Below are 18,626 nucleotides of genomic sequence, written 5' to 3'. Positions count from 1 at the left end.
ATAACACTTAAAATGTATCTCTAGCTATAGCTTTAAACTATAGCAAAGCTTGCTCTTCAACGATTGTATCTTTTAAATACTCGATATAAATATTGGCAAGCGGGCTGTTCTTCACATTTTTATGTGTAATATAGCCGACCCTGATTTCTTCATCAACACGCAGTGGTACAGACACAATGTCTGATCCATTCAGTTCGCGGCTGATGACACCTGTGGAGATTGTATAGCCATTCAGGCCAATCAATAGATTAAACAAAGTGGCACGGTCACTGACATGAATATTCTTCGGCCGTGAAATTGTACTTAAGATTTCCTCCGAGAAATAAAAGGAATTATAATCCCCTTGCTCAAACGATAGGTATGGATAAGGGAGGAGATCGTTTAAGGTCACATATTCCTGTTTCGCCAGCGGATTGCCCGAGCTGATGAATACATGAGGTGTAGCCGTAAACAGCTCATGAAAGAGGAGATTCCCCTCCCGCAGGAATTTTGAAATCACCTTCTCGTTGAAATCATTCAAGTAGAGGATGCCAATCTCGCTATGCAGATTCTTCACATCCTCAATGATTTCGTACGTCTTCGTCTCCCGTAACGAGAACTCATATTCCTCGCGATCATAATTCTTCAACAGGCGTACAAATGCACTGACCGCAAACGCATAATGCTGGGAGGAGACCGAGAAATGCTGCTGGGTTGACTGCGCACCCGCATAGCGGTTCTCCAGCAAATCCGCCTGTTCGACCACCTGCCTCGCATAACCGAGAAACTCTACTCCCTCGGGTGTCATCGTGATTCCTTTATTCGTCCGGATGAACATCACGATTCTAAGCTCATTCTCTAATTCCTTCAGAGCATTGGATAAACTCGGCTGACTGATGAATAGATTTTGCGCAGCCTTACTGATTGATCGGCTCCTCGCGACTTCAATTACATATTTCAACTGTTGCAGCGTCATGAACAACCGCCTCTTTTCTGATTATGTTGATTTCCTCTGCAGGCAGACACCGTCTGCTTCGACCAAGATACTTTAAATAATCATAGTTTACCAGAAAATTCAGATATATAGGCATATTTGATATCAAGATTAAATTCCACCACGAAGTGTCTTTTCTTGATTACCTGGGGGAATTTTGTATAATAAAAGGAATTAAATCAACCAAAAAGTTTTCTAGGGTTCCGCAATCATATCGGTTGGCCTGGTCCGAGAGAAAACTCACAGCAATTACTGTGCCACGGAAGGATAAAAGCCTGGGAGATACTGTTTAGCAGCTATCTCTTTGGCTTTTTTGATTTTTTAGGAGGTTATTGAGATGAACAAGGATTGGATTCAAGTATTCATTGCCGCTGTCTTTGAGGTACTTTGGGTGATTGGCCTGAAGCACGCAGACAGCCTGTTGGACTGGGGAGGAACGGTCGCAGCCATTATCATCAGCTTTTCGGGGCTCATCATGGCCAGCCGTAAGCTTCCGGTCGGAACCGTTTATGCTGTCTTCGTCGGGCTTGGTACAGCAGGTACCATGCTGTCTGAGGTTCTCTTCTTTGGAGAGCCGCTTAAATTAGAAAAAGTGATTCTCGTGCTCATCTTATTGGCCGGCGTAATCGGATTGAAGCTTGTCACAGATGATGAGCCTAAGAAAGGAGAGGCTTCCTAATGGCATGGATATCGTTAATTTTAGCCGGAGTATGTGAAATGATTGGTGTGGCAATGATGAATAAATGGAATAATGACGGCAAATGGACGTCGATTCTTTTGCTGATTCTCGGATTCGGTGCAAGCTTCCTTTTCCTTTCACTTGCCATGGAGACATTGCCAATGGGAACTGCCTATGCCATCTGGACCGGCATTGGTGCCTCTGGAGGTGCTATCGTCGGAATGCTGATTTACGGCGAATCAAAGAACTGGCGCAGGGTTTTGTTTATCTTCATGATTCTCGGGTCGGCTGTTGGATTGAAGCTAGTTTCCTAGACAAAAAACACAATACCCTAAGCAAATGGTATTGTGTTTTTTCGTCTTATGATCCATGTGTGCTTGAACCTATCTGTAATTTAAGCTACATGATTCCCCTTTTCCCTTATGCACTCTGCACTTATACCTTCGTGCCAAATGGAAGCTTGGAAAGAGCCATATTTCACCGGAGTTCACCACTCAGCTACCAGCTCCCGAATCACAATCAAATGCTCTCTGCTCCGTTGTCCAGTTTATTAATGCAAAATCCCTTCCTCACCCTATTTTCCCAAGCTCATCAAGAAAAGCTGGCCTATTCTTAAAAGTCTGTTTTAACTCTTCAATAAAGAGGGCTGTATTTCTATTACCGCCTATTTTCTTATAATCTTTAATGATCTTGCAGACTTTTTTATACTTCTTACGTTCATTGGCTTCAGCCGCTTCCGCTTCTATGAATGTCTTAAAGATTTTATTTACATCAGCAGCGTAATCTTCAAGCAAGTATGGATACAATTCTTGAATGGCAGATGGATAGCGACGACAATAGGCTAACAACTTATCATTCAGCTTTTCTTCTTTCAGAATCTCTACATAGATAGATATTGGGTATGTTTTTTTCTCGAGTGTATGAAGAATATCCTGTTGAACAGTTGGCCACTCCTCTTTTGTATATAACTCTTTCAGTTCCAAATAATACTGAAAATAATTCCTATAAATGAAATCAAGCATCAATTCTCGCTGCTTAGGAATATCTCCAAGCCCTTTATAAGCCTGCAATAAATATTTCTTCCATTGCAAAACAAGACCCGCATAGTCTTTGTTAAGAGAGATTCCCTCTTTACATAGTGAAACTACTTCCGTGTATTTCTCGTTCTCTAACAGGTGAAGAATCGCCTTTTCTCTAAAAGGACTATAGGCGATGTTTTCATAAATGAATTTGAGGGCTTTCTCTTCACCGTCATGATATTCCCATAATTCTAATTGGATGAGTTTAATTCGTTCAAGCTCATATTTAGCACTCCAACTAGTCATATCCAGTCCATTCAAGCGAGTATTCAACTGCTTCTCGAACTTTTTTCTAATCCCTGCATCAGCACAAAAAGGAATGCATACTCGCAGTAGATCATTACTCCACTCACCCCACCCATCGTAGCGTTTATGCATGGCTTCCTTCATCACCACTGTATATAAATGATTTTTCTGCTTAGCATCCATAGATTCTATATTCTGACGAACTGCTTCCTGAGTAATTTTAATACTCTCATTTATGACAGAGCCAACACTTCCGCCTGAGTCATCACTGTATTGTAGCATTCTAACCACCACCGAAAGGATTGCAATACATAACAATACCGCCTCTTCCGCATGACCCTCTACAGCCTTTTGCCGTGCTTTTTCTAGTACAATATTTGCCCCTTCTAATGCATGGTCTACATCCCTCCAAGCAATGAAGCCGCTCCGTTTATACTGCCGAATATAGCTATTTATCAACTCCTTACTTGAAGCAACCTCATCCTCAGTCGTTGCATACATGTACTCTATTCTTTTTGCAATCTCAGGATTTCCCTTTACTAGCTGTACTGCCAGACTCAATAGCTCAGCTTTTGAAAGCCTTGAAAGAATAGTTTCAATATCCTCTTTTTTCTTTGTGTTCTTCACCTTCTTATTCTTTTCCGGAGCAGATAGCGTGCCGATTTTTTCTCGAAGTGCATAAAAGGCCGCTACCTGATGCTTGCAATAATCGCCCCAATCATACGGACAATCACAAGCTGAATGGACAATTTCTCCCTCTCCATTTAAATTGATTTGAATTGTATAATGATTAGAACCCATGATTTCTGCCACAAAATGCTGTGGACTAACTTCAACCATCCCTAATATGTGATTCTCCTCAAAATATCGTTTTCCTCGATCCAATATTTTCCTTGGCACATACTCCTCAAAAGCAGTCAATTTCACACTAATTCTCCTCTCGTCTATGATAAATGAATATTATGATTCTATATGGGCAACCCTTATTAAATCTTTTATCGTAATCATCTATCTATTTATTATTACCAGAATCAAGCATCCTATCCAGCTAGACATTATGACATTACTTCTTAAAAAAAACCATCATGGTTATAATGGAAATGCAAAAAACCGAATTCCTGGCAAAGGCATTCGGTTATCTCATTAGGTCGATATCACTTCCTCCATGAGAATCTCTCTGCTTCAAGTTCCAATAGTCTCTTTCTTAGATTAGAATCATGGGCATATATATACAACCCATGAACTCCCCTCTTCATCAGGACATTCAGCGAATTCAAGATAATCTTCTCCATGATTTCTTCACTGTTTTCATAGTCGCTTCTGCCCCTGAAGGCCTCAATATCCTTATACTGATCCGGGTAAACTTTCAGTGTATCAGAATCTTTATCATAGCCTATTGACGGGCCTAGAATGACTCCAACATAGTTTAAATCAAAGCCTTGAATCGTATAAATGGAGCCGACTTCCCTGATTGTCTCAGCTTCCTCGGCCCATGTACGGTTTCCATAATCATTATTCCAGGGAAGCTTGAAGTTTCCTTCTTCGACATAATAGGCTTCTCCATCTTTCTTATGAACATAGTCAAAGGTTGAAACAATTCGAGCCAGTCCATGCTTGCGGTCCATTTGTTGGATGACCTCATACATCTCAGCGGCCGAGTCAAAAATCCGAAAATCATACTTGTCTTCAATTGGCATCGGGCTAAGTTTCTTTTCGACAAACTGATCTATCCAATTGACGAGAGCATCGGAGGCGCGTATTCGAAACTGGTTCTTTAGGACATAGTCTCCCTTTTGACAGCCTTTTGTAACTTGTTTCAGCTTCTCCTCATCCCAATAGCTTTTCATCTTCAGGACTTGCTTATCATCAAAAACGACAATCGCAATCTTGCTGTGTCGGATAATTTCCTCGAGATGATTTTCTTCCGTGAAATTATTATAGCTGTCGGATTTAGTTAGCAGTAAATGAGCTTCATCCACTAAGACAATATCCGCCCGATGCCCCAGCTTCTTGCGCCTGTTAATAAAGCTTGTTGGTTTCTCGAAATGTTTCTTAGAGAGTGCCTTCACATTCCCGGCGATCTTTTTATACGTTTTTAACATTTCCGAATGATTGACCAATAGATAGTTATCCGTCTTATACAAAGGACTATCCTTATCCTTTGATAGCTCCTGAATTTTATTGAAAACAGAGCTGAGGACTACACTCTTTCCGACACCGGCTTCCCCTTTAATGATGAAAACAAATCGGACCTCATCATTAATATGTTTTTCGCAGACTTCGATGATTTCCTGCTGTAACTCCAGCTGGCCAATCGTCATCTCTTTAAATGGAGAAAGCTTAAAAACATCCTTATTCTCAATCGCCTGCCTGGAATGGTCGACCATCTCCCTCTTTAAGAGCTCTGTCCAAATATCATCAAATACCTCTTCGTCAAAGAACTTTTTCTCATAATAATTATGCATCACGCTCTTAACAGTCTGACTCTTATTCTGCAGCTTGTAGCGCTCATCTGCCAAGAAATAATTAATCAGCTTCGTCTCAATATTATAAGTTGCAGAACGGTTGAATTTCTCATGCTTGATAATGGACATTTTCTTTAAAGATTTCCGTTCATGATTCTTCAAATGGTCCCTCATTCGATTTTTGACAGCCACTGTCTCTCCTATGTATACAGTCGTATCATTATTCAAAAAATAAACGACAGGATAGTCGATATAAAAGCCGTTCATGCGATTAATTGATTCCTTATTAAATGCCATCGTCTCTATATCCACTTGTCCCATTCCCCATCCCACCTATCTATAGCTGATTATAAACCTGCATCATTATGGTTTTGCGGAGCCGGATACTTAAGCGCATTCTTCTTAAGCTTGCGAAGCGCTTCCTCCTCCAAATCGATATCCAATTTATCGGCTAACTGCAGAAGATAAATAAACACATCAGCCATCTCTTCTTTAATATTCTGTCTAGATTCACGTGCAGCCTCTTCACTGTCCTTCCACTGGAAATTCTCTAGCAGTTCATTCGCCTCTAAAGAAATCGATATCGCTAAATCCTTCTCATTATGGTATTGGCCCCAGCCTCGCTCATCCCTGAATTCCAGCACCTTTTTCATGACTTTCTCCATTTAGCAACCCACCCAACTTTAAGTTCTATCTATTCTACTTTATCATTTTTCAATAAGAAGACAAAAAAGTCAGCAGTTCCTCCCTGAAACCTCAATCCCCTATACTGCTTAGTAATAAAACATAAAAAAAGCCCTTCCAAACGAAGGACTTTTCACTTATTATGACCTTATTTTTCGATTTTCTAATGCTTTAGATACAATGGAAACCCACTCTTCATCCTTTTCGCTAAATTCTCTTTCAATTTTTCGAAGGGCTTCCTTTCCCATTTTTAATGCTAATTCAACATTAGTAAACATGAAAATCATGGACTCAGCCAGCTGTTCAATACTGTTTTTTGGTACAAGTAATCCATTAATACCGTCATCAATCAGTTCTTTTGGACCGTAATTAATATCATAGCTCACAACTGGTGTAGCATTAGCCATACTCTCTAATATAGATAGAGGAAACCCTTCTGTTCGAGAGGCTAAAATGCTAAATAATGCACCTTGATACTTTTCTGGGGGATTCTGTGCATAACCATTTATTTTTATATGACTAGTCAAATTGGCTTTTTCAATCATTTGCTGCAAATTCTCTTTTTCAGCTCCATCACCCCATAATTCCAATCTAGCATCAGGAACCTTCTTGACGACTAGTTCAAAAGCTTGAATGATGTGATCAAAATTCTTAATTGCAGCATACCTGCCAATCGCTACCGCAAGTCGTTCATCTCTACCAATCTTCGGCCGGCCTAACCAGTTTTTTTCAATAGAAGGTTTTACTATATTTGGCATCACATATAGATTATCCTTTGGACCAAATCTCTTCTCAATATCCTCCTTCTGCTGCTTGGTTAGAACTAACGCAGCATCAAATTTATCCAAATAATCAAAGCCTGTCCGAACAGGCGGGGCAATCTCAGAATCATCCTCAAAAGGCGCCGTAAGATGATTGCTGTGAAGCCTCCAAATTTTAGCTGCTTTTTTATTTGTTACCTTAATCATTAACAGGTCTGTATTCCTAGCATCAGAGACTAGAACAGGATTCTCTTTGTCCTTAATGACTTGTTCAATCCATGCAGTTTTCAACTCATCATCATTACTATATATCGCTGACATGGAGCCATCCTCATTAAACACATTGACGCGAACAGATTTTCCATTTTCCGGATTGACCCATTTAGATAAATAGGCTTGGTTGTTATTTCGGTAAAAAACCATTTGACGAGGCTTATTTAGCTGGTAGTCCATGAATGAAACTTTTCTTATTATGCCAAATTCATCGTATATTTCTCTTTTTGTTCGATAGCGTTCTTCATTAAAATAATCAATGAAATCTAATTTTCCATTTTTGCGGTACTTTTTGTACCTCACATACAATCCATTCTCATAAACACGGAAAGCATTATGTCCAATATGCGGATCTAAATATCCTGTTTCACTAGGTTCATCCCTTTTAAGAGGTTTTTCTTGCCCACATAATTCCTCATATAGATTAAGTATCTTTACCTCTTTATTCAATAAACCTTGATCAATCAATTGTTTTCGAATAGTATCATATCTCGTATCAAAATTAAATGTTAGTATATGAGTATCAAAGCCCATCCTGGCAAATGTATTCGCCTGAGTTAAAGACGCTTTTGTCAAACCACCCCGCTGTACATCCAAAGAATTAATCAAGAAGTACATCGTTGCATTCATTTTTTACCAACTCCCTCATAGATAGAACTAATACTTATACCATAGATATTGAAAATTATTACTATTAACCAATGGATGCTCTAGGTGAAAGATTGAACTGGTGTACCATCTTTAGCACCCTTCCGTTATACGAATCCCTTCCAAAATAGTAATTCAGAAATATCAAATACTTAAATCATCCTTATGTATCTGAATTCCCCATTTGTCACTAAAGTAACCCTTCTATTATCTTTTTGAACACTTTACAAGCTCCACACATCATTCATTGTGATCTCTCAATGAATAGTCTTTCGAAACGTCTTTTAGAATGAACAGACCTTTCTCTCATCTCTTTCATTTCTCTATTAAGCCACTACAGACATGACAAAATGTTCTCCGATGTTGCATAAAAGGCTAGCATTTCGTTAAAAAATTGACTAATATATTAGTATACAAGTATACAAGTTTCGCATAGTTTTAATCTCTTTCTCTTCGTTACATGATTAATAACTCACGAAAGCGCTTTAAAAACTAGTTACTTGTATAGTTTCAATAAGAACCATTACTTTTTTAAAAGGAGCTTTTATCAATGGGTAAAGTAAATTTAAAAGCACAACCATATAATTTAACAGACGATGATATTAAATGGGTTCAAGATACAATCAGCTCTATGACCATCGAGGAGAAGATCGGTCAATTATTTGTCAACATGGGATCTAGCCGTACAGAAGAATATTTAACAGACATGGTTAATCAATATCATATCGGCGCCGTTCGCTATAACCCTGGAAAAGCGGAAGAAGTATATGATCAAAATAAAATCTTGCAAGAGAAAAGTAAGATTCCTTTGTTAATCGCAGCGAATACAGAGGCTGGCGGAAACGGAGCTTGTACGGATGGAACAGAAGTTGGTTTAGAAGTCAAAATCGGGGCAACTAACGACACAAAATGGGCATATGAAATGGGACGTGTTTCCGGCATTGAAGCATCTGCCATTGGCTGTAACTGGAGTTTTGCTCCAATTGTAGATATAAACTACAACTGGCGTAACCCAATCATCTCCAGCCGTTCATTCGGTTCTGACCCGGATTTAGTGCTTGAGATGAGCCTCGCTTACATGAAGGGTATTCAGGAAAGCGGAATTGCTCCAGCAGCAAAACATTGGCCTGGAGACGGCGTAGATGAGCGCGACCAGCATTTATCCTTCTCTGTAAACAGCCTCTCTACAGAAGAATGGGATGCAACATACGGTAAAGTATACAAAGGCTTAATTGATGCGGGTCTGCCTTCCATCATGGCAGGACATATTCATTTGCCAGCCTATGAGAAACATTTCAATCCTGGCAAAAAAGATGAAGATTTGATGCCTGCAACATTATCAAAAGAAATCACTACAGACCTGCTTCGCGGCAAATTAGGATTTAACGGAGTTGTCGTAACAGACGCGAGCCATATGCTCGGCTTAACTGGCGCTATGAAGAGAAGTGAACTGCTTCCAACATCCATCGCTGCAGGCTGCGACTTATTCCTATTCTTCAATGATCCAGATGAAGATTTCGCCTACATGATGGACGGCTATAAGAAGGGAATCATCACAGAAGAACGTTTGCAAGAAGCGCTAGAACGTATTCTTGGTTTGAAAGCAAGCCTCGGACTTCATAAAAAAGCAAAAACAGACATTATGCTGCCTAAAGAAGAAGCTATGGCGAAAATTGGACTTCCAGAAAACACAGCCTTGTTCAAGGAAGTTGCTGATCAAGCCATCACACTAGTAAAAGACAAACAAGATATTTGGCCAGTTACACCTGAGAAATACAAACGCGTTCTATTTGTTGACGTAAAAGGTGTTCAGGGCGGATTCGGCGCTCTAATCGGAAGTAAAGAAAAAGCGGTTGATATGATGAAAGAATTGCTTGAAGCACAAGGTTTCATCGTAACTGTTTGGGAATCAACTGAAGAGAAAATCATGAAGCTTCCAGAAGAGGAAAGAGCAGCAGCTATCGCAAACGTCTATGCTCAAAAGAGACCAATCACGGAGCTAACTGATAATTATGACCTAATCATCAATATCGCAAATGTAAACCCAGGTACGGTTCAAAGAATCGTATGGCCTGCAAGTAAAGGAACGCCAGACATTCCGTTCTATATCCATGAAGTGCCAACAATCTTTGTTTCTGTTCAATATCCGTACCATTTACCAGATGTTCCGCAAGTCAAAACATACATCAATGTGTATGACAGCAGAAGACAGTCATTAGAAGTACTTGTCGAGAAATTGATGGGACGCTCTGAGTTTAAAGGGGTAAGTCCAGTTGATGCTTATTGCGGATTTGTTGATACGCGAATTTAATAGCACAGAATTGAGAAGCAGGGATACCTATTCCCTGCTTCTTTGTTTTGAATTCTGTTTCGGATTCTATTCCTATCATTAGGCATTCGCCCTTACCCATAACCATCGTGTTTTCGCCAATAAACCTTATTCAATCGAACCTTTCCGAGAAGCTCAGTTCCATTCTCACTTCAAATCAAAAAACAGGCGGGACTAAAACTGCATCCCACCTGTTCAACATTAATTAATAGATTCCCACCGAATCAAATCCTGCATTAGCAGCAGCTGTTTCCGCACTTCCCGCTCCATACAAATCAATCGCTGATTGAACAACGGCTTGGCGTGCATCGCTGAAATTAGAGTTTGGCGTTAGGTAGACAGTCAATGCACGGTAGTAGATTTTCCCTAGCTTCTCACGTCCGATATCTTGCGCGATTAGATATGCGGCATGGTTGGTGATAGAGGAATTGACGTGTACTCCCCCTCCGTCAACGGATGTCGGCATATGATAGAATTCATCCATATGGTCTGGATAAACTCCGCCATTCGTGCTGTACGCACGTCTTTGCTCATTGCTGACAACGACGCTGTTCGGATCACGGAGGCTGCGAAGGACCGTAAATCCATCTGCTTTAGCAGCTGGCGCCATAATATCCTCGCCCATTTCCCAATCGCTATCATCCACGAGTGCACCGAATACATCTGCAAATGACTCGTTCAGTGCGCCAGATTGATTGCGGTACACCAAGTTAGCTGAATGGCTGATGACACCGTGGGTCATCTCATGCGCCGCGACATCAAGTCCTGCTGATAGGGAAATCATGAATTCGCCATCCCCATCGCCATAGGTCATCCAGCGCCCGTTCCAGGAGGCGTTATTGTAATTCGTGCCATAATGGACTTTGGAGATAATGGCCATTCCTTCCCCATCAAGAGAATTACGGCCATGCTCCTTCAAGAAATACTCGTACACTTTTTCAGAATTATAATGAGCATCAACAGCTGCGCGGTCATAATCGCTTTTAAAGGAGGCGGAGTTTCCGACATAAAGCGTATCATTGCTGGCTGTATTATCATTCTTGGCATCATAGGTCTCGATACCCTCCAGATTGGCATGCGCATAATCTGCCAGTGCAAACTTTGTTCCGGAATTCGGCTCCTTCACGCGAGTGATGTGCAGCTCTCTGTGTTCCCCATGTACACCAAGCCCGGTACCTTTCTGCGTTTTATTTTCATCCGCATGCATTAACGCATTATATTGATCAATGATTTCTCCAGATTTCGCATCCACGAAGACATACCAGTTGCCAGGCTCTTCTCCCATGAAATTCACATTGACCTTATAGGCTGTATAGTTTTTTCCCTCGAATGGATAAACAACGAGCTCTGAGGTTGGTTCATATGTAAGCTCTTTAGAGGCATTTACAGAAGACTTGGCAGCCTTAATAGCTGCATCACTGCTGATGGAGGCTTTCGTATCTACAGTGGTAGTAGCGAGTGTTTGATTTGTCCGTCCATTAACGGAAACGACTTCATTCTCCTCATTGAAATGGACAATCACTTCAGACCCTTCAACATTCACGCCATTAATTGATTGATTGAATCGAACATGCGTCATCCCAAGCTCATCCTTCTGGACATCCTTCACTTTCAAGCTCTTATCCGGATTGCTTATTCCCGTCTCTGCTTTGTTCTTTTCTAAGTACTTAAGGGCATTGGCAGGATTGCTTGAGGAGAATCTCTCTGCATGACGCTCTTTCACGAATAGAGGAACACTCGCCTTTTCATTCCAATTCTTGACCACCTTCTGCGAATCAACCGGCGCTGCAAAGACATTGCCAACTGGAAGCGAACTCATCAACATGGCCGACGATAATATGACAGGAACAATCAATTTCTTCTTCAATCCCTCATCCCCCTAATAAAGTGCATTTTTTTCATTATAAAATGACATAGAATTAATATCATGAATATTTAGAATTATTTACCAATTGTGACCACTGGCTAAATATAACTAGTTTTCATGCCTAGATAGATGACCTCCTGCTTTAAGTATCCAAGAGCAAAAAGACCAGATATCCCCATTTTTGTGGTAAAATTATGCCAATTAGTATAATAGGAGGCTGTGTTCATTTGGCATTAAAAAAAATCCATCATACTCAAAAAGGACGAATTTGGCTGAACTGGGCCGGAAGAATAGTTATGTACTTGGCAACAAGCACCGTTGTTCTAGCCTCCTTCCTCCTTTTTTGGTTTGCCTACCTGTCCTATGTGAGTGAGTTTACGGCAGGGGCGATTGCTCTGTCGATTGGAGCAATCATCTTATTCATTCTAGGAATCTTCTTCATACGAATGGTTACGCGTATACCGAGAGAGGATTATGGCATTGAAATGAAGGAGGACGGAATTTATCAATACTTCGTCAATTTTGACCGCCAAGAAACGAAGGAACACTTTCTCTCTTATGATCAAATTGAGCGGATCATTATTGGCCCTTCCGCTTTTAAAATTGCGCGTAAACCCTATTATTACATAACAGTCCGTTTTGTATGGGAGTGGACAGAAGATGGGAAGAAGGGCTACTCATCCATAAGCGTAGAAACGAAAAAGCAGCTTGAAGAAATGCTGGATAAATTCTCTCCGGATACACCAATCCAAACAACGGATTACGACCTTTCTTCATATAATGCCTATGTTTTACATGAGATTTTTTCAACAACCGAGTTAAACGATTGGAATAATCGAGATCCGCTCGTACTGCCATTTACGGCCTTTCAGAGACAATATAGTCCTGGACGTAGATGGGAACCTGCCGCTATTAGGGAAAAACGACAGCGCAGATATGCGCGGCTCGATAAATATGGGGCCTTCTTCTATCGGATGAGCTTGATCTATTGCTTATTATGCAGCCTCCTATTCATACCCGGCTGGCCTGTCAACAGCAATGAGCATTTCGATAATAATGTGATGGTTGTCTTTCCCATTCCTTTGATGTTGCCATTAATCATTTTTTATTATTTCAGGGAAAGATTTAGTATGAAGCAGGTCCTCCTCCAATGGGTATATCTATTAGCCGCCTATTTTGCAGGTGCCTTCATTGGCGCCATCTTTAGAGGAATTAACGTAGCCATCTTATTAGCAATCATTGATTACGGAAAGAATCTGCTTATTACACTTTTCATTACATTTTTAATCAGTAAAAGTATATGGTTTTTCTGTTTTGCCGCAGTCATGCTTACGAGGCTTTTTAAGGTCGAGCTGATGAAGCCTAACCCACGAAAGCAGAAAATGACACTCCCTTAAGAAAAGCTAATAAAAAGGCAGCAGCCCATGAATATGGGCTTGCTGCCTTCTTTATGTTTATACATACTGCTTCTCCATCCCCTTGATTCGCTCATACAGCTCCTCGTTCACAGGTGTCGGAATTTGATGTTGCCGGCCGAATGCAATGACAGTTCCAGCAAATAATTCTACCTCGCTAGGCCGACGTGCCTCTGCATCCTGAGCCATTGATGGCTTTCCATTCGGCCCTAATGTCCCGAGTATGTTCAACCAATAGTAAAGGTCCTCCTCTGCCAAATCAATGCCTTCCTTCTGTGATAAGGCAATGACCTCTCTCATCGCAGCAATCATCGTGTCTCTCGCTTCTCCCTCTCGTTGGATACCGCCATAATTCGTCTGATAGACCGCCACCGTTTGGTTGACACCGACATTGAGCATGAATTTCCCCCATTGTCTTTTCATCATCTCTGTCTCTATTTCATAAGCCACATCCATTTGCTCCAAAAATTCAGCAAGTTCCTCCGCTTTAGATGAGATAACACCAGGTTCCTTCGAGCCAAAGCAGAGCATGCCCATATTGTCATAGGTCAGCTTATTTCCAACCTTCACAGCATCCATCCCTTGTGCCACACAGTAGAGCACTTTATCCATTCCATATGCTTCGCCAATAATCGACTCACTTGTAATCCCATTCAGCAATGAGATGATGATTGTATCCTCACCGACATGCTTTTTCATCGATTGAATTGCTTCTTCCAGCCCATTGAACTTAACGGCAAAAATCACTAGATCTGCTGGTCCGCACTCTTCCTCTGGTGTCACGTAATGAAATTCACAAAGCTCCCCATTACTATAAACCTTCTCCTTCTCGTACCGCGTAATGCGATTCTGATCAGCGACAATTCTTAAATCCTCTGATCTCATTCTTTTTGATAAATGATGACCAAATAAAACCCCTAATGCTCCCAGTCCAATGATTGACACCTTTTTAATAGCCATTTCTCCCTTGCCTCCCTCTTATTCCACTTTAAGAAAATTTTAACATATTTGACAACAGACAAAAAAGACAGCCCCTTAAAGAGCTGCCTTGTACGAATTTCATTTATTCACATATCCAGGAGGCTCCGATGGTCCCTACTCCCGTATGAACGCCTGCCACAGGCACTAAAATCATTCGGTCTGTCGGAATGGAACTGAATTCCTCCTGCTCTTTAATATAGTTTTCAAGCTTACGAGCATTAGCCTCATCACCAGCATGTATCACTGTGATTTTGCTAATCTTAGAGGTTTTCATATCTTCTCGCAGTAAATCTAAAATATAATTAATAGCCCTCTTTTCCGTTCTCACTTTATCTCTAATCTTTGCACCCTCATATTCGACAGATAAAATCGGCTTTATACTAAGCAGATTCGCTATCAGACGCTGACTACCGGATACTCGTCCGCTTTTGTGGAGCTGATTAAGATTAGCTGGAATGAGAAATAGACGTGTATTCGTTTTCATTTCCTCGATTTTCAGATAGATTTCATCAGGGCCATATCCCTGATTAAACATCTCAATGCCTTTCATTAGCAAATACGCATGGGGATAAGATCCAGTCCGAGTATCAATCGCATACAGCTTAAAACCAACCTGCTCTGCCGCCATCATCGATGTGGAAAACGTACCAGAAAGTTTACTAGAACAATGGAATGCTATTCCACAATCATACTCTTCCTTCAGCTTCTCATATAGTTCAACAAACTCCCCTAACGATGGCTGGGATGATTGAAAGCTGACAGACTCCGTCGCCATTCGTTCATAGAATTGCGCATCCGTAATATCAATCGTTTCTTTATAAGAAACCCCATCAATAACCACTTGCAACGGAATAATATTTAATTCATGTTTCTCAACATACTCCTTACTCAAGGTACACGTTGTGTCTGTAATCCAAGCGATTCTCGGCTGATTTTGATTCATTAGACTAATCCCCTTTAAAATTATTCGGCATTTGTGAAATGGTATGACCAGTTCTATAAATAGATACACATGTAGTATCAATTACTACATAATAAATGTATTACAACTATAAAACATAGTCAATAAATAGATAGAAAAAATCTATTATTTTTACCTACATATTAGTGTGATATCGACAAAATAGCAAAAATTTCGCATTTATATATACTGGCAAATACATAAACCCCGAAAAGCATTTGCTTTCCGGGGTTCATTTGAGGAACCAAGCCTCTTATTAATTCAAACCATATATTTTTTCTATCTGCTCTGCTAATTCCTCGAAATGTATAAATCTCGCTTTCCGCAATACCTCTTGCCCTTCAATAAAGTACAGAAGCACTGGTACTGTGAAAATGGAATAGGCAGCTGCTACCTCTGGCACAGCATTTGTATCAATATGCCCTAAACGAATATCTGGAAAATGATCAAGCAATTCTCTCACCCTTGGCAAAACAGCGTGACAGACACTGCACTCCTGCCTTGACACATATAAGAAACTCATCGGATTTTCTTGAACAAAATCCTCTATCATGTTCAGAGATGTTAATTCTTTCATTTCCTTCATGCTCTCAGCTCCTTATAATACCCTTACCGGTATTATAACGGTATCGATAGGTGAATTTGAAATTTAATGCTTTCATCAGACCTAAGGAATCAAGAGGGTGAAGGGAGCAGACTAGTATTTATCTCTTTGATAACGATTTTTCAGCTATCTTTAAATGAATTGATAAAACAATCCATGCTGAGTGCAGTACCAAAGTAATGTTCCATGTTTCCGTTTAGGCAGACGAGTTTGCAAAGTCCATTCTGGGTATTGCTTTATAATCTGCACCTGGTCGCCTGTTGCAAAAGCGATAAAGGAAATGTAATGGTCTTTTTTCATTGGGTGATCACTTGAAATAAACCATTCATCCTCCACCTGGGAAACCTTCAGCTTTTCCTCTTCTGTCGCTTTCTTCGGTACTAATGGATCCAGCTTTCTCCCGCAGCAGGATATCGAAGCATTTCCGGTTGATAGAACAATATTATGACAGGTTGGACAGACTTGATAATTCGATTTTTTCATATTTCCTCCTACAAAATCATTCGCAGCAAGATCTCCATCTAGGATATCTTCTATATTTACACCAAGGAGAGACGATAGCTCTGGCAATAAGGATATGTCCGGATAGCCTTGACCGCGTTCCCATTTCGAAATGGTGCGATCGGATAAGTGCATCCGATCTGCCAACTCCTTTTGCGTCATCCCTTTTTCTTTCCTTAGTTTCAAAATCAACTGGCCAATTTTTATGGCATCCATCGATTCACCTCCAGATATAATCATCATAATGAGCTTGCTATCTTCCCGCAACAAACTTTCCGTAGAGTCCAGTATGCAGGATCTTTTAAACATAAAAAAACGAATTCCAGATAATCAAGAATTCGTCTTCATTTTATACTGTTATACTGCCCGTAAAAATTGCAGCGATACTTCATTAAATTTCTCAGATTGATCGACATTACATACATGACCACTATCTTTGAGGATTACCAGCTGACTGGAGGATTGTTCTTTCACTAACTGCTTGACTGGCTCTAAAAAGACATAATCCTCATCTCCCATGACATATAGAGACGGAATGCTTGTATCCTTTTCATTAATCTTCACTAAATACTTTGCAATCCCTGCCGTTAAAGTTAACCATCGCAAAAATTCTCTGTGCTTGAGTTTCTTAGCCTCTTGAATGAAAAGATGCCTCGATGATTGATGTGTTTTCCGTGGCATTAAGACCCATGCAAACATTTTATATAACCATATAAACGGAACCATCCTCTTAAATGCATTCGCCAGACCGAGGAAAACGTGCAATCTCGGTGTAATTCGAATCACCGCTCCTGCAAGCAGCATCGAATGGAAACGCTCAGGATGAGTTTCGGCCAAATGGCGAATAAGCATGGTCCCTAATGATATTCCAACAAAATGAGCCTTTTCAATTCCTTGAGAATTTAGCACATCAAGAATATCTTTAGAAACTAAATCAAGTGTATATTTTGTCGGGCTATTCTTAATCATACAAGCACCGTGTCCTCTCAAATCCACCGCCAACACATTAAAATGCTTGCGATAAGCACGAATCTGCTTGTACCAAATACTTGAACTCCCGCCAGCTCCATGTACTAGAACTACCCACTCTTTATGTTGTCGACTGTATATTTTGTAATGTATCAAGTACGTTTCATCCTTTGATGTTTTTTATCTTATTCTATTAATACGATTACTACTATGGATTGGTTTCATATATTACACATGTTTCCATCAATATAAAAATTTTCAATTAGTTCTTTCAAATTTACATACCTAACTCTTTCCGCCATTATTCTGTCTTCCGATATATAGCATTACATAATAAATTGAAAACGAATGAAAGAATGTAAATGACGGCATTTAACGGCAGTCCGATGACTGAAGCAATGTATTAGGTATTACTAGCATAAATTGTCCAAACCATGGATATCAACTCATGCATCCTATTACACAGGTTTCAAACGGCAGAGTAAATATGGGACCTAGGACACTTTATGGAGTACTATCAAGGATGCAAAAGGACAGTCTTATTACACTTGCTCAAGATGATGGCAGAAGGAAAGCATACCAGATTACCTTCAAAGGAGAATAAGTACTACGTATCGAGTATATATGAAGAGAGGAAAGAAGATTTTTTTGAAGAAGAACATCCTGAGCTGGATTGCTTGATTGTTCATAAGGATAAGGTTTTAAAAGATTTGCTTCTAAGGGAAAAGCTGTCATGCATGTTAAGTATTATGGGTATGCAGATATGAGTTCCATCATAGAGAACTCGGTCGAGAAATCCATTTAATCTCAGAATAATAAATAGACTAATCATTCAGCTAAGGTTATCTTTAATAACCCTCTTGACATCCCTAGCTACCCTTCATTATTGATTAGAGTTGCCGTCTGCAAAAAATCTTATTGTAGCCAAAAAACCTGATCGGTCAGCAGTTATCCCTTACTATTAGAAAACTTAGGGGATAAAAAAAAACCCCGAACCCTTAGTTCGAGGGAAGATATAGCATTCTCACGTTTTATTTAACATTCTCTAAACCAATTGAAATTAAGCTATTTCTCTTCTATTAATGCTACACGCTTAACGTGCGTGAATTGTATGTGGCAACGTATAAGATGTTGGGGGTATCCTCCCTACATATATTTCATACAATGTTTAAAAGTCTATGCAACTAACCG

The 18,626-nt window shown here is 40.1% G+C and carries 17 protein-coding genes and 1 riboswitch; of the genes, 6 read left to right on the top strand and 11 right to left on the bottom strand.

What is annotated here, in order from left to right:
* Positions 1-37: 37 nt before the first annotated feature.
* Entirely contained in the window at positions 38-955 is a 918-nt protein-coding gene (locus tag ACY8DX_RS02330) for a LysR family transcriptional regulator (RefSeq protein WP_462406141.1), read from the bottom strand.
* Positions 956-1,157: 202 nt separating this feature from the next.
* A riboswitch (guanidine-I (ykkC/yxkD leader) is annotated at positions 1,158-1,257 on the top strand.
* Between the two features lie 53 nt (positions 1,258-1,310).
* Here ACY8DX_RS02330 and ACY8DX_RS02325 point away from each other — a divergent pair.
* Positions 1,311-1,652, top strand: a complete 342-nt coding sequence (locus tag ACY8DX_RS02325) for a DMT family transporter (RefSeq protein WP_049672281.1) — start codon at positions 1,311-1,313, stop codon at positions 1,650-1,652.
* Entirely contained in the window at positions 1,652-1,966 is a 315-nt protein-coding gene (locus ACY8DX_RS02320; RefSeq protein WP_049672282.1) for a DMT family transporter, read from the top strand. The genes ACY8DX_RS02325 and ACY8DX_RS02320 overlap by 1 nt, the downstream gene beginning before the upstream one ends.
* A gap of 255 nt (positions 1,967-2,221) precedes the next feature.
* Here the strand turns inward: ACY8DX_RS02320 and ACY8DX_RS02315 are convergent, their stop codons facing one another.
* The 4 genes from ACY8DX_RS02315 to ACY8DX_RS02300 all read right to left on the bottom strand — a co-directional run bounded on the left by ACY8DX_RS02315 (position 2,222) and on the right by ACY8DX_RS02300 (position 7,790).
* The gene (locus tag ACY8DX_RS02315; protein WP_049672283.1) at positions 2,222-3,904 is read right to left on the bottom strand and encodes an SWIM zinc finger family protein; all 1,683 of its coding nucleotides are present in this window, start codon (positions 3,902-3,904) and stop codon (positions 2,222-2,224) included.
* 227 nt (positions 3,905-4,131) lie between these two features.
* Complete coding sequence (locus ACY8DX_RS02310; RefSeq protein ID WP_049672285.1) at positions 4,132-5,763, bottom strand: DUF2075 domain-containing protein; 1,632 nt, start codon at positions 5,761-5,763, stop codon at positions 4,132-4,134.
* A 26-nt stretch (positions 5,764-5,789) separates the two neighbouring features.
* Positions 5,790-6,107: a nucleotide pyrophosphohydrolase gene (locus tag ACY8DX_RS02305; protein ID WP_049672286.1), complete on the bottom strand. Its 318-nt coding sequence runs from the start codon at positions 6,105-6,107 to the stop codon at positions 5,790-5,792.
* A gap of 159 nt (positions 6,108-6,266) precedes the next feature.
* Positions 6,267-7,790 (bottom strand): glycosyltransferase, encoded by a 1,524-nt coding sequence (locus tag ACY8DX_RS02300; RefSeq protein WP_462406140.1) that lies wholly within the window; start codon positions 7,788-7,790, stop codon positions 6,267-6,269.
* Between the two features lie 568 nt (positions 7,791-8,358).
* On the opposite strand from ACY8DX_RS02300, the gene ACY8DX_RS02295 reads away from it, so the two are divergent.
* Positions 8,359-10,119: a glycoside hydrolase family 3 protein gene (locus ACY8DX_RS02295; RefSeq protein ID WP_462406139.1), complete on the top strand. Its 1,761-nt coding sequence runs from the start codon at positions 8,359-8,361 to the stop codon at positions 10,117-10,119.
* A gap of 223 nt (positions 10,120-10,342) precedes the next feature.
* Here the strand turns inward: ACY8DX_RS02295 and ACY8DX_RS02290 are convergent, their stop codons facing one another.
* Entirely contained in the window at positions 10,343-12,004 is a 1,662-nt protein-coding gene (locus tag ACY8DX_RS02290) for a M4 family metallopeptidase (protein WP_049672289.1), read from the bottom strand.
* 227 nt (positions 12,005-12,231) lie between these two features.
* On the opposite strand from ACY8DX_RS02290, the gene ACY8DX_RS02285 reads away from it, so the two are divergent.
* Entirely contained in the window at positions 12,232-13,401 is a 1,170-nt protein-coding gene (locus ACY8DX_RS02285) for a hypothetical protein (RefSeq protein ID WP_049672290.1), read from the top strand.
* Between the two features lie 57 nt (positions 13,402-13,458).
* On the opposite strand, the gene ACY8DX_RS02280 is transcribed toward ACY8DX_RS02285, so the two are convergent.
* From ACY8DX_RS02280 to ACY8DX_RS02260, 5 genes are all read right to left on the bottom strand, one after another.
* The gene (locus ACY8DX_RS02280) at positions 13,459-14,379 is read right to left on the bottom strand and encodes a ketopantoate reductase family protein (protein WP_049672291.1); all 921 of its coding nucleotides are present in this window, start codon (positions 14,377-14,379) and stop codon (positions 13,459-13,461) included.
* 103 nt (positions 14,380-14,482) lie between these two features.
* Positions 14,483-15,343, bottom strand: a complete 861-nt coding sequence (locus ACY8DX_RS02275; protein ID WP_049672292.1) for a DegV family protein — start codon at positions 15,341-15,343, stop codon at positions 14,483-14,485.
* A gap of 274 nt (positions 15,344-15,617) precedes the next feature.
* On the bottom strand, positions 15,618-15,947 hold the full coding sequence (locus ACY8DX_RS02270; RefSeq protein ID WP_462406138.1) for a thioredoxin family protein: 330 nt from the start codon (positions 15,945-15,947) through the stop codon (positions 15,618-15,620).
* 150 nt (positions 15,948-16,097) lie between these two features.
* Positions 16,098-16,682, bottom strand: coding sequence for a helix-turn-helix domain-containing protein (locus ACY8DX_RS02265; protein WP_049672294.1), 585 nt, complete (start codon positions 16,680-16,682; stop codon positions 16,098-16,100).
* Between the two features lie 141 nt (positions 16,683-16,823).
* Positions 16,824-17,591: an alpha/beta fold hydrolase gene (locus tag ACY8DX_RS02260; RefSeq protein WP_049672295.1), complete on the bottom strand. Its 768-nt coding sequence runs from the start codon at positions 17,589-17,591 to the stop codon at positions 16,824-16,826.
* Positions 17,592-17,883: 292 nt separating this feature from the next.
* Here ACY8DX_RS02260 and ACY8DX_RS02255 point away from each other — a divergent pair, with 292 nt between their 5' ends.
* Entirely contained in the window at positions 17,884-18,039 is a 156-nt protein-coding gene (locus ACY8DX_RS02255) for a helix-turn-helix transcriptional regulator (RefSeq protein WP_231589554.1), read from the top strand.
* Complete coding sequence (locus ACY8DX_RS02250; RefSeq protein ID WP_049672296.1) at positions 17,993-18,202, top strand: hypothetical protein; 210 nt, start codon at positions 17,993-17,995, stop codon at positions 18,200-18,202. The genes ACY8DX_RS02255 and ACY8DX_RS02250 overlap by 47 nt, the downstream gene beginning before the upstream one ends.
* Positions 18,203-18,626 lie beyond the last annotated feature (424 nt).

This window comes from Gracilibacillus sp. Marseille-QA3620 (assembly GCF_054950035.1).
The sequence above is the reverse complement of the archived record's forward strand: the minus strand, read 5'-3'. Positions and strand labels throughout refer to the sequence as shown.